The sequence below is a fragment of the Photobacterium ganghwense genome (genome assembly GCF_003025595.1).
In the GTDB taxonomy this organism is placed as follows: Bacteria; Pseudomonadota; Gammaproteobacteria; order Enterobacterales; family Vibrionaceae; genus Photobacterium; species Photobacterium ganghwense.
Genome location: NZ_PYMI01000001.1, coordinates 691,795 through 705,031 on the forward strand (window position 1 = coordinate 691,795; position 13,237 = coordinate 705,031).

The 13,237-nt window shown below is 51.9% G+C and carries 9 protein-coding genes; 6 read left to right on the forward strand and 3 right to left on the reverse strand.

Features of this window, described 5'->3' with window-relative positions; genetic code table 11:
* Positions 1-261: 261 nt before the first annotated feature.
* Positions 262-1,584 (forward strand): Na+/H+ antiporter family protein, encoded by a 1,323-nt coding sequence (locus tag C9I92_RS03015; RefSeq protein ID WP_047884034.1) that lies wholly within the window; start codon positions 262-264, stop codon positions 1,582-1,584.
* A gap of 158 nt (positions 1,585-1,742) precedes the next feature.
* Here the strand turns inward: C9I92_RS03015 and C9I92_RS03020 are convergent, their stop codons facing one another.
* Positions 1,743-2,081, reverse strand: a complete 339-nt coding sequence (locus tag C9I92_RS03020; protein WP_047884033.1) for a Grx4 family monothiol glutaredoxin — start codon at positions 2,079-2,081, stop codon at positions 1,743-1,745.
* 306 nt (positions 2,082-2,387) lie between these two features.
* Between C9I92_RS03020 and sodB the strand changes: the two genes are divergently transcribed.
* Positions 2,388-2,972, forward strand: a complete 585-nt coding sequence (sodB, locus tag C9I92_RS03025) for a superoxide dismutase [Fe] (RefSeq protein ID WP_047884032.1) — start codon at positions 2,388-2,390, stop codon at positions 2,970-2,972.
* Between the two features lie 264 nt (positions 2,973-3,236).
* Here sodB and asd read toward each other — a convergent pair whose 3' ends face one another.
* Complete coding sequence (asd, locus tag C9I92_RS03030; RefSeq protein ID WP_107193821.1) at positions 3,237-4,352, reverse strand: aspartate-semialdehyde dehydrogenase; 1,116 nt, start codon at positions 4,350-4,352, stop codon at positions 3,237-3,239.
* Between the two features lie 786 nt (positions 4,353-5,138).
* Here asd and nhaC point away from each other — a divergent pair.
* The 4 genes from nhaC to fldA all read left to right on the forward strand — a co-directional run bounded on the left by nhaC (position 5,139) and on the right by fldA (position 12,692).
* Entirely contained in the window at positions 5,139-6,584 is a 1,446-nt protein-coding gene (gene nhaC / locus C9I92_RS03035) for a Na+/H+ antiporter NhaC (RefSeq protein ID WP_047884030.1), read from the forward strand.
* 363 nt (positions 6,585-6,947) lie between these two features.
* Complete coding sequence (gene hcp / locus C9I92_RS03040) at positions 6,948-8,297, forward strand: hydroxylamine reductase (protein ID WP_047884029.1); 1,350 nt, start codon at positions 6,948-6,950, stop codon at positions 8,295-8,297.
* A 124-nt stretch (positions 8,298-8,421) separates the two neighbouring features.
* Positions 8,422-12,102, forward strand: a complete 3,681-nt coding sequence (gene nifJ / locus C9I92_RS03045; RefSeq protein WP_242551823.1) for a pyruvate:ferredoxin (flavodoxin) oxidoreductase — start codon at positions 8,422-8,424, stop codon at positions 12,100-12,102.
* 101 nt (positions 12,103-12,203) lie between these two features.
* Positions 12,204-12,692 carry a flavodoxin FldA gene (fldA, locus tag C9I92_RS03050; protein ID WP_047884028.1) on the forward strand — a complete coding sequence of 163 codons (489 nt, stop codon included), beginning with the start codon at positions 12,204-12,206 and terminating at the stop codon, positions 12,690-12,692.
* 165 nt (positions 12,693-12,857) lie between these two features.
* Here fldA and C9I92_RS03055 read toward each other — a convergent pair whose 3' ends face one another.
* Entirely contained in the window at positions 12,858-13,214 is a 357-nt protein-coding gene (locus tag C9I92_RS03055) for a nitrous oxide-stimulated promoter family protein (RefSeq protein WP_047884027.1), read from the reverse strand.
* Positions 13,215-13,237 lie beyond the last annotated feature (23 nt).

Below are 13,237 nucleotides of genomic sequence, written 5' to 3' on the forward strand. Positions count from 1 at the left end.
GCCGTTATAACGCTATGATCTAACGACTGGTTCTAGATAATGTTCTGGCTGAACCAGTATAGGCAGACCATGATGACAACGATAAGACATGGCGCACAGATAAAGAAATTTGCCGCGAATATGAATTTTTACTCGACATGTTGTCATTTTTCAGCAAACTGATCGTTTTTGAGCAAAAAGCCAAAAATAAATAAGAAATACTGCATACCTTTGCAGTAACACGTAATTTTATGACATACACAACGGACGGATCTTAAGTATATGAACCCTGTAGTGATATCGGTATGCGTAATGCTTTTGCTCGCACTGATGCGGGTAAATGTTGTTGTCGCGCTTACCTTCAGTGCCATACTCGGCGGTCTGATTGGCGGACTACCCCTGGCTGAAACGATCTCTGCCTTTGAAGGCGGCTTAGGTGACGGAGCAACAACCGCGCTAAGTTACGCAATGCTGGGCACCTTTGCCGTAGCCATTTCCCGTTCAGGCATCACAGATGTTCTGGCGCAAAAAGTCATTACCCGTATTAGCGGCCACCATAATGCGGCGGCGGCAACCGGCGTTAAATATTCCGTTCTTACCATTCTTGTGCTGTTAGCCATCTCTTCTCAGAACGCGATCCCGGTACATATTGCTTTCATTCCGATTGTCATCCCGCCCCTGCTGCATGTTTTTGCCAAGCTGAAGCTGGATCGTCGTCTGATCGCCTGTGTACTGACTTTCGGCCTGGTGACTCCGTACATGGTGCTGCCGCTGGGCTTTGGCGGTATCTTCCTAAACAACATCCTGCTGAAAAATCTGCATGACAACGGTCTGGATGTCAGCGCGGCTCAGGTACCTTACGCGATGCTGTTACCGGCGATGGGGATGGTGTTTGGCCTGCTGCTGGCCGTGTTTGTCAGCTACCGCAAGCCACGTGAATACTCGGAAGAGAAAATCCTGGCCAACGAGCCTGAACACGCCACCATTAACATGCACCATGTGTATATCGCCATGGTTGCCATTGTAGCCGCGTTGGGTGCTCAGGTGTTCAGTGGCTCAATGATCATCGGTGGTTTGATTGGCTTTATGGTGTTTACGTTCGCCGGTGTGATTAAGTGGAAAGAAACCCACGATGTGTTCACTAAAGGTGTTCACATGATGGCGATGATTGGTTTCATCATGATTGCTGCGGCTGGCTTTGCTTCAGTGATGAAAGCCACAGGCGGCGTAGAAACGCTGGTCAGCTCTCTGGCAGACGTCATTGGCGACAACAAACCGATGGCAGCTCTGCTGATGCTGGTTGTGGGTCTGCTGGTAACTATGGGTATCGGCTCATCATTCTCGACGATTCCGATTCTGGCCACTATTTATGTGCCGCTGTGTCTGACTTTCGGCTTCTCACCGCTGGCAACCGTTGCGCTTGTAGGTACTGCTGCCGCGCTGGGTGACGCGGGGTCCCCGGCTTCAGACTCTACATTGGGTCCGACATCTGGCCTTAACGCTGATGGGCAGCACGAGCATATATGGGAAACCGTCGTACCGACATTCATCCACTATAACCTGCCGCTTATTGCATTTGGTTGGCTGGCGGCCATGGTGCTGTAATCTCAGCGACACTAACCAAATCATCCGTTCCCTCATGAGGGGATCAGACAAAAAGACCGCTTCGGCGGTCTTTTTTCTTTCACCGGCTTATTGCCCTGCAGATAAACAAAAACCCCGGCCATTTGGCCGGGATTTCAGTTGCGTTCAGCAATAATGCCTTATTCGGCAGCGGCACCGTCACGGCGCTCAGCAGCTTCTTTGATCAGCGGCTGAAGTTCACCTTTCTGGAACATCTCAATGATGATGTCGCAACCGCCAATCAGTTCACCTTCAACCCATAGCTGTGGGAAAGTCGGCCACTGTGCGTAAGCAGGCAGTTCAGCACGGATATCTGGGTTTTGCAGGATATCGACGTAGGCAAACTTCTCACCACAAGCCATCAGTGCTTGAGAAGCTTGAGAAGAAAAGCCACAGCTAGGCAGTTTTGGTGAGCCTTTCATGTACAACAGAATTGGGTTTTCGGCAATCTGCTGCTTAATTTTGTCGATGGTTTCCATAGCTTCCTCTTACGACTTGCTTATAAGTTAAATATATCAGTCCCTCATTCTACTTTGTCAGCCAGGAGAAAAACAGGACTTAATTATAGGGTTATTCAAGACCGAACTTTTTTACCCCGAACACTTTTAATAAAGAAAAAAGTTGCTAAAATGATTTCAAAGTCGCAAACGGCCCTTTACCTTAAAATTATAGTTATTCAGGTACCGCGGTCCTTTCGATGTGAGTCAGTTTCAAAAAAGTTGGCTGATGCCGACTGGAAGCAATGTCGAGGGGATATCCCCCAAACCAAAATGGAGAACCGAGCAATGGCATTTGAACTACCAGCTCTACCTTATGCAATCAACGCTCTTGAGCCGCACATCTCTCAAGAAACTCTTGAGTACCACCACGGCAAACACCACAACACTTACGTGGTTAAGCTGAACGGTCTGATCGAAGGTACTGAGCTAGAAAACCAATCTCTGGAAGAAATCATCAAGACTTCTACTGGCGGCGTTTTCAACAATGCAGCTCAAATCTGGAACCACACTTTCTACTGGCACTGCCTGAGCCCAAATGGTGGCGGTGAGCCAACTGGCGAAGTGGCTGACGCTATCGTTAAAGCGTTTGGTTCTTTCGAAGAGTTCAAAGCGAAGTTCACTGACGCAGCAATCAACAACTTCGGTTCTTCTTGGACTTGGCTGGTGAAAAAAGCTGACGGTTCTCTGGACATCGTTAACACGTCTAACGCTGGTACTCCTCTGACTGAAGAAGGTGTAACTCCAGTTCTGACTGTTGACCTGTGGGAACACGCTTACTACATCGACTACCGCAACCTGCGTCCAGACTACATGAGCGCGTTCTGGGCTCTGGTTAACTGGGAATTCGTTGCGAAAAACCTGGCTGCTTAATCTGCCCGGTTAACAACGTATCCCGAGTCTGTTTCAGACTCTCTAAACGCCTGCCTTGTGCAGGCGTTTTGTTTTCTGCCCAGCCAGAACCTATTGGCTTTCTTCCCTCGTGCACACGGGCTGTTTTTTCTCTTTTCCCCGCCGCTCCCGTTTATTCCCGCTATAACGTTGCCGCCAAACAGCAGGCATAAAAAAACGCCTGCCAAGGGCAGACGTTTTTGGTGTTTGTGAACCAACCTTGCTTTCGGCAGGTTGTTCTGGCACTTAGTGTTTTTCAGCCAGAATAATACGCAGCGTACGACGCAGCGGCTCCGCAGCACCCCACAGAAGCTGATCACCAACGGTGAATGCATTCAGGAAGTCGTCGCCCATGGCCAGTTTGCGCAGACGCCCGACTGGCACAGTCAGCGTACCGGTTACTTTCGTCGGGCTCAGTTCTTGTGCTGTGATATCGCGATCGTTCGGGATCACTTTCACCCAATCGTTGTGAGATGCGATGATTTCTTCAATCTCGTCCAGCGGCACATTTTTCTTCAGTTTCAGCGTCAGTGCCTGGCTGTGACAACGCATTGCGCCGATACGTACGCAAGTACCGTCGATAGCAATCGGGTTGCTTTCCGTACCCAGGATCTTGTTGGTTTCTACCGAACCTTTCCACTCTTCTTTGCTCTGGCCGTTGTCGCGCTTAACGTCGATCCACGGAATCAGAGAGCCCGCCAGCGGTACACCAAATTCTTGGGCAGGGAAGTTTGAAGAGCGCATGACCTCAGCCACTTTACGGTCGATATCCAGAATAGAGGTAGATGGATCAGCCAGCTCACTTGATACTGCGTCATTGATCACGCCCATCTGGCTGATCAGTTCACGCATGTTCTTGGCACCGGCACCTGACGCCGCCTGATAGGTTTGCGCCGTCATCCACTCAACCAGACCGGCTTTGTACAGACCGCCAACAGCCATCAGCATCAGGCTGACAGTACAGTTACCGCCTGCAAACGTGGTCACCCCTTTGTGCAGACCCTGAACCATTTGATCGTAGTTCACAGGATCCAGCGCAATGATGGCATCATCTTTCATTCGCAGCGTTGACGCGGCATCAATCCAGTAGCCTTTCCAACCAGCCTGGCGTAGCAGCGGGTACACCTTCTCGGTATAGCTGCCACCCTGACAGGTAATGATAGCGTCCAGTTTTTTCAGACTCTCGATATCAAACGCGTCCTGAAGGACACCGGCATCTTTACCAAAATTTGGGGCAGGAATCCCAATCTGGGAGGTAGAAAAGAAAACCGGCTCAATCAGATTGAAATCACCTTCTTCTACCATGCGCTGCATTAGGACAGAGCCCACCATACCGCGCCAACCCACTAAGCCTACTTTCATCATGTGCACAACACTCCCTGATCATTTCCTATCGGTTGAACTATCGAAAACATCATTTCACTGGCATGACGTTGTCGATAGCAGTAACGACAGCCAGCCCTCATCTATATTAATTTCAGCCCCGAAACACAAGTAATTTATGCACCGGCGCTGTAAGAAAAATCACTTCAGTGTAATGGAATTACTCGGCGAGATCATTTCCCTGGTGTTCAACTGCTGCAAATTCATGCTTTCAATTGTCGAGATTTGCGGGCCAGAAATCAGCCACATCTGGATCAAACAACCACCGAAACAAATGATAATGAACAAAAACATAGCCAATAATCAAAAAATGCAACGTAACATCATAAATTTAACTCATCACTTTTTTTGATCATTTCAACACACACTGATAACCTATAAAAGAAAATACAGGCGATATTTTAATCTGAATTATTAGATAAAAATTATCTTTAAAACTGCAAACACAGGGAAATACACAAAAGGACACAACTAATATCCACAGTTAAAAAACAACCAAAACACAACATTCACACGCAAAATTAACATTAATTTAAATAGTATTTATGTTTTTTTAAGTGTTTTATCGAAGTGGTTGGATGAGCTCACAGAAAGTGACATTTTCTATCGCCGCACCTCCAGCAATCGGCTAGAGTAGCGGCGATTTAACGTTGGCACCTATATTGGGCATCCTGCCATAAGAATTATTAAATACCTGCCTCCAATTATTACAAGCAAACAGGAGGCTGCTTTTATGTACAGGTTCGAACTTACAAGGTTAGAAGTATGAACACACAGACTGTGAAACTACCATCGCTGACACAGGTTGTTATCGCGCTTGGTATCTTTCTTGCGCTGGCATTTTCGTTCACCGCTAAACTAGATCTACCAATCCAGCTGGCACTTTATATCGGCTGGTTTGTCATTATGTTGCTTGGTCTCAAGCTTGGTCACGATTACAAATCGCTGGAAAAAGCGGCAACTCAAGGTATCGCTAACGGTCTTGGCGCTGTCCTTATCCTGCTTGCCGTGGGGGCGCTGGTCGGCACCTGGATTGCCGGTGGTATTGTTCCGACGATCATCTACTACGGCCTGAAAGCCATTCACCCGTCTATCTTCCTGCTGGCAACCATGCTGATCTGTTCCATGACAGCTCTGGCTACCGGTACTTCATGGGGTGCGGCCGGTACAGCCGGTATCGCTATGATGGGGATTGGTCAGGGGCTGGGAATTCCGGCACCAATGACTGCCGGTGCGGTTCTGTCAGGCTGTTACTTCGGTGACAAAATGTCTCCGCTGTCTGACTCCGTGATCCTGGCATCTTCAATGTCTAACGTTGAAATCGTGGAACACATCAAAGGCATGCTGCCAATCGCACTGATCAGCTACGTGATCACCGGTATCCTGTTTACGGCTGTGGGTTTCCACTACGCCGGTAACGTGGACATGTCACAGGTTGAATCTGTGATCACCGCGATGGAACAACAGTTTGTGATTTCTCCTTTCTCCTTTGTCCCTGTGATTATCGTGCTGGCGCTGCTGGCAATGCGCATGCCTTCATTCCCGGTGATTTCCTTTGGTTCACTGCTGGGTATTGCCTGGGCGGTACTGATTCAGGACATGGATCCACTGGTTGCCTTTAATACTGCATGGGCACCATTCTCGATTAACTCTGGTGTAGACTTCATCGATGCCATCCTAAACCGCGGCGGCATGTCATCCATGCTGGGCTCAGTGGCTGTTATCGTATTCGGTCTGGGCTTTGGTGGCCTGCTGGATAAAGTCGGTGTTCTGCAAACCATCGCTAAAATGTTCGAGAAGCGTGTTAACTCTGCAGGCAGCCTGTCAGTGTCGACGATCGCAACAGCGTTTCTGGGCAACGTATTTGGCTCGGCGATGTATGTATCGCTGATTCTGACGCCAAAAATCTGTGCCAAGAACTACGACCGTCTGGGCTTCCAGCGTAAGAACCTGTCCCGTAACGCCGAATTTGGCGGTACGCTGACATCAGGCATGGTGCCTTGGAGTGACAACGGCATCTACATGGCGAGTATTCTGGGTGTTGCCACCTTCTCATACGCACCGTTCATGTGGCTGAGCTTCGTCTGTATTCTGGTAACCATCATCTCGTCTTACATGGGCTGGTTTGTTGACCGCTGCCCACCAAAAGCCATTGATGAGCCAGAAGAAGACGAACAGACTGCGGTAACCGGTCAGCAGCAGACGGCATAGTCGCCCACTGCACCAGACCAACCCGGTTAAGAGAGAAGAGCGCCATCAGGCGCTCTTTTTATTGGCCTGATAAGACTTTGTGTGCTGATGAAATCAGGCACTCTTTCCCCCTCTCTGGTTCATTTTTCGCACCTGTCACTCCGCTCCGCTCCCAACACTCAGAGTTCCATCTGTGTTCCAATGGCTTCGCTGCAATTACCGGATACCCCTAAAGCGTTAATTTCGCTGTTTACCCCCACATAAGTTATATCTGATATATATCTTTATATTCATCCCTGATCTTGATCAATGATCGCACCTGGTTATCACCGTATTCTCACCCCCATAAAGATGCAATACAAATACACCTTTAAGGATGCAACGATGTCTAACCTAGCAATGTTCTGCCACCAATGTTCCATGGCTCAAACCGGCGGCTGCGGCAGCTCCGGGAAAACGCAGGGAACCTGCGGTAAAGATGACACTCTGTCTCGCCTGCAGGATATTATGATTTTTGGTCTGAAAGGCCTGTCAGCTTACCGTACGCATGCCAATGATCTGGGGGCCGCCACCAAGTCGGTTGATGATGTCATTGCAGAAACGTTGTACTTCACCCTGACCAACGTGAATTTCAGCTTTGACCAACACATTGCGCAACTAATGAAAGTCGGCGCTGCCGGCAGCGAAATCATGTCACGCCTTGGGGAAGCCCATCATCAGCGTTTGGGCGTACCGACCCCGGTATGTGTCCCGCAGAACAAAGCAGAAGGCAAAGGTATTCTGGTCACTGGCCACGATCTGGAACTGCTGGAACGGCTGCTGATCGCGACCGAAGGAACAGGCATCAACATCTACACCCACTCCGAAATGTTGCCGGCGCACGGCTACCCGGAGCTGCGTAAGTACCCGCACCTTAAAGGGAACATCGGTAAAGCCTGGTTCGACCAAAAACAGCTGTTCCAGAAATGGAACGGCACTATTATTGTCACCACCAACTGCATCGTGCCGCTGACAGGACGCGCTGATTATGCTGATCGCCTGTACCGCTACGGTATTGTCGGCATTGATGGCTGCCGTCAGCTGGGCGAGGACTTTGCTCCGCTGATTGAACACACGCTGAGCCTGCCGGATATTGAAGGCTTCGACAGCGACGAGACCCTAACAACCGGCCACAACTACAAAACTATTCTGGGGCTGGCACCGCAAATCCTGGGGGCGGTAAACAGTGGGAAAATCAAACAGTTCTTTGTAGTTGCCGGCTGCGATAAACCAGGCAAACAAAATGATTACTACCGGGAGCTGGCACTGTCTATCCCGAAGGATTGCATCATCCTGACTTCGTCATGCGGCAAGTTCCGTTTCAACGACCATGATTTTGGCACAGTACCCGGCACCGAGATTCCTCGCTATATCGACCTGGGCCAATGTAATGACAGTTACGGCGCTGTCATGATTGCGCTGGCACTGAGCGATGCCATGGGCGTTCCGGTCAATGATCTGCCGGTCAACATCGTTCTGTCGTGGATGGAGCAGAAAGCCGTACTGATTCTGCTGGCGCTGTTCAATCTGGGTATCCAGAACATTTATCTGGGCCCGAATCCACCGGAATTTGTGAATGAGGCCATTTTTGAATTCCTGCAACAGCAGTTCAACCTGAAACTCACCAGTGATGTCAAAACGGATCTGGACGCCATGCTCAATCCTCAGCCAACGCTGAGTGTGGTTGACGCGTAAGCCTTTCAGCACCGTCGTACACTTCCGGGCCGGCCTCTCGCTACCCACTTGGGGTTGGCCCACCTCCCTTTCACCACATCGGCACCCAGAAGGCCGGTACTGTGTTCAGTCGCAGGAGTGAGTCATGTCTATTACTGAGCAACCCGGTATCGCAGACAAAGCAATGATACCGGCAAATCCATCTACCCCCGTGTTTGTCACTATAGATGGCAATGAAGCCGCAGCCTCCGTGGCTTATCGCTGCAATGAGGTTATCGGCATCTACCCGATCACGCCGTCATCGCCGATGTCCGAAGCCTGTGAACAATGGGAATCGCAAGGTCGGGAAAACCTGTGGGGACAGGTACCACGCGTTATTGAGATGCAATCGGAAGGCGGTGCCGCCGGTGCCGTTCACGGCGCATTAATGGCCGGGGCGCTCGCGACCACTTTCACCTCTTCTCAAGGATTGCTGCTGAAAATCCCGAATATGTACAAAATTGCCGGAGAGCTGACGCCATTTGTCATGCACGTGGCTGCTCGCACGCTTGCCACCCACGCGCTGTCTATCTTCGGTGACCACTCCGATGTCATGGCTGTACGGCAGACAGGGTTTGCCATGCTGGCTGCCGGCAGTGTCCAGCAGGCGCATGATTTTGCGCTGATCAGTCAGGCCGCAACACTGGCCAGCCGAATCCCTTTCGTGCATTTCTTTGATGGTTTCCGCACTTCGCACGAAATCAATAAGATCGCGTTTATCGACGACCATACCCTGCAGGCGATGATCGACCCGGCTCATGTCGAGGCGTTTCATCAGCGCGGGCTGACGCCGGACGCACCCAGCTTACGCGGAACCGCCCAAAACCCGGACACATTCTTCCAGGCACGGGAAGCCGCCAATGTGTTTTATCAAGCCTGCCCGGATGTGGTGGCCGACTGCATGACACAATTTGGCCGCCTGACCGGCCGTTTTTACCAGCCGTTCACCTACCACGGTGATCCGGCGGCCACCGATATCATCATTGTGATGGGCTCTGCCAGCGCTGCTGTCCAGCAGGCCGTTGCTTTTCTCAACCAGCAGGGCCATGCCGTGGGTGTGCTTACCGTACATCTGTATCGGCCGTTCTCGCTCAAGCATTTTATTGACGCTCTGCCCGCTACCATCAAACGCATTGCAGTTTTGGATCGCACCAAAGAGCCGGGGGCAACCGGCGAGCCGCTGTATCAAGATGTGTGCGCCGCCCTGCAACAGGCCTGTCGCCAGTCACAGTATCCGCACTTGCCGGATATCGTAGGCGGCCGCTACGGCCTTTCCTCTAAGGAGTTTACCCCGGCCCATGCTGCCCGCGTCTTTGAAGCCCTCAAGACGGGAACCCTGCACCAATCTTTCACGGTCGGTATCCAGGATGACATTACTCACCTGTCACTCCCTCAACCCGTAAAGCCACTGAGAGAGCCAGAGAGCCGATTCCGTGCCCTGTTTTACGGTTTAGGTGCCGACGGTACAGTCAGTGCCAATAAAAACACCCTGAAAATTTTGGGTGAACATACTCCGCTACATACGCAGGGGTACTTTGTGTATGACTCGAAAAAGTCCGGCGGGGTGACGGTCTCTCATCTGCGTATTGATTCCGTGCCAGTCGAAGCGCCCTACCTGATTGAACAGGCCGAATTTATTGCCTGTCACCAATTTGAATTCATTCATAAATTGGCCATGTTCGAGAAAGCAGCACCGCAGGCAACCCTGCTGCTGAACAGCCCGTACCCGGCTGATCAGGTATGGCAACATCTGCCACGCGAAGTGCAAAGCACGATTATCGACAAACAGCTCCGACTCTATGTTATCGACGCGGTCAGCCTGGCCCGTCAGCTGGGTCTGAAAAATCGGATTAACACCGTGATGCAGGCCGCTTTCTTTGCCCTGAGCGAATTGCTGCCGATAGACACAGCGCTGAGCGCGCTGAAAGCAGCCATCAGCCGCAGCTACAGCAAACGCGGACCGGCCATTGTGGATGCCAACCATGCCGCGGTTGACGCCACCGTTGCCCGCCTGGCACAGGTTGCTATTCCGGAACAAGCCAGCGCAGCACACTCTCGCCCGCCGGTGGTCAGCCCGGATGCGCCAGCATTTATCCAACAGGTCACCGCTCTGATGATGGCCGACAAAGGTGACTTGTTGCCGGTCAGTGCATTCCCGGTTGACGGTAAATGGCCGACGGCGACCTCACAGTGGGAAAAACGCAACATCGCGCAGGAAATCCCGGTCTGGGAAGCGGATTTGTGTACCCAGTGCAATATCTGTACGCTGGTTTGCCCACACGCGGCAATCCGGGCCAAAGCCGTTGCTCCGGGCGAGCTGAGCGAGGCACCGGCTGGTTTCAAACACACCGATTACAAACAACGGGATTTCAAAGGTCAGGCCTATACCCTGCAAGTATCGCCGATGGATTGCACCGGTTGTAATCTGTGTACCGAAGCGTGCCCAGCCAGTGAGCCGAGCCCTGAACCCGGCCAGCTGGTCCGAAAAGCCCTGAACATGTCGGCCAAAGCCCCGCAACAGACTGAACAGCAGCGACACTTTGCCTATTTCCAGACTCTGCCTGAGCTCAAGCGCATTGACATCAAACGGATTGACGCGCGCTCCAGTCAGTTGCTGCAGCCCCTGTTTGAATTCTCGGGAGCCTGCTCCGGCTGCGGCGAAACCTCCTACATTAAGCTGCTGACTCAGCTGTTTGGCGATCGCCTGCTGATAGCTAACGCGACCGGCTGCTCATCCATCTACGGCGGGAACCTGCCGACAACGCCGTACAGCACCGACAGCCAGGGCCGGGGCCCAGCCTGGGCAAACTCCCTGTTTGAGGATAACGCCGAGTTCGGGCTAGGTATGCGCCTCGCCCTGAACAGCAAGCGAGACCGAGCGTTGAGCCTGCTGAGCGACAGTCAGGCCCTGCTACCGGAAGAGCTGGCCACACAAATCCGCCAAGATGCTTTCGACAGCAGCGAGGCTGCAGTCATTCGTCAGCGCCAGAACCTGTCAACACTCAAAGAATACCTTGCCGAGAATGCAGAAACAGATGCGCTGCTGGCCAGATCTGACGATCTGGTCGCGAAGAGCAACTGGATTGTCGGCGGTGACGGCTGGGCTTACGACATCGGATTTGGCGGGTTAGACCATGTCCTCGCCGGGAGCGATAACGTCAACGTGCTGGTGATGGATACTCAGGGATACTCCAATACCGGAGGGCAGCAGTCTAAAGCCACCCCAACTGGCGCTATTGCCAAGTTTGCCAGTCAGGGAAAAACCAGCGACGGCAAAGACCTCGCGGTTCACATGATGATGCACGGCAATGTCTACGTCGCCAAAATCGCGCTGGGCGCAAACATGAATCAGGCCGTCAAAGCCTTGCAAGAGGCCGAAGCTTACCCCGGCCCGTCTCTGGTGATCGCTTATTCGCCTTGCATTACCCATGGCTATGACATGGCAGAAGGCGTCAGCCACCAGCAACTGATGGTCGAAACCGGGTTATGGCCGCTGTTCCGCTTTGATCCGCGCCGTCTGGACAAAGGCCGCGCCGCACTGCAACTGGACTCCAAACCACCCAAGCAGGATGTAGAAGCGTTGGTCAGCCGCGAAGCACGCTTTACCCAGTTGCAACGCAAGCATCCTGAACGGTATGCCCAGTCGTTGTCCCAGCTTCGCCGTCAGGTTGCCCACAAACAACGTCTGCTGGCTCAGTTGGCCGACTGGACACCGTTAGAACCGGAGAAGCCCGCGGAGACAACGCCGTCTATTCCGACCAGGCAACCAGCGCCCCACCAGCAATAAACCGATTTAACTGCGGCAGCCTCTGTTAAGGCCGCCGCTCAACACTTGAATACCAATGTCTGCCAGAGTCACGACTCTGGCAAAAGCAACAGGAGACACACATGGCTAACGTTGGAATTTTCTTCGGCAGCGATACCGGTAACACAGAAAAAGTGGCAGTGATGATCGCCAGCCGTCTTGGCCTTGAAGCGCAGGACATTGCCGGTCTCAGTCACGACATATTTGATGCGTATGATCTACTGATTCTCGGCACTCCGACGGCTAACTACGGCGAAATGCAGCCGGACTGGGATTACTTTGTCCCGGAGCTGGAAGAAGCCGATTTAACGGGAAAAAAAGTCGCTTTGTTTGGTCTTGGCGATCAAATTGATTACCCGGACAGTTATCTGGATGCCATGGGCGATCTGGCCGATCTGGTCATGCAGGCTGGCGGCGAGCTGATTGGCCAATGGCCCGCAGAAGGTTATCAGTTCAATGACTCCCGCGCATTTCGGGATGGTCGGTTCATCGGGCTGGCACTGGATGAAGATCGTCAGCCGGAACTGACCGAAGATCGCGTCGCAACCTGGCTGGCGAGCCTTGGTCTGTAGGTTGTAATTCTAGTAACAGCCCCCCCGGCTAGCCAGTACGTGCAGGTGGTCAAACATGACATTTCTCCGAAGTGGCACCAAGCTAAGCTGAAAATAACAACGGAAACGAAGACAAAGGGCTGCCAGCAGGCGGCCCTTTGTCATGTTGAACCATAGAGAATAAATTCAGGAAGACACCGAAGACGAGGATTCCGTCTCACAACGTCGGAGACAGTCGATCTTAAACTTCAGCGCTTTGATTGGCTGTCGCCAGGCAAATTTGCGCATTGACCAGCGTAAGACATGAACAAAGTGCAATCTTTTGGCAGGTTGATAACAGGGCGTTTCACACACCAGGCAATTCGGTTTGGCTTCCCCTAACCGGCAACTGGCGATGCGCTTTTCAACATAGTCAATCAGCCCTTCACATTCGGGACAAACAATCGCCCCCCGATGCAGCGTTTTACAATAAAGCCTTATCATCGCCTTAGTGATGTCCAGTTCACGCTGCTGTCGAACCGGTTCGTTGGATTGAATATTCATAACGGCGGTATTATCCACCGCCG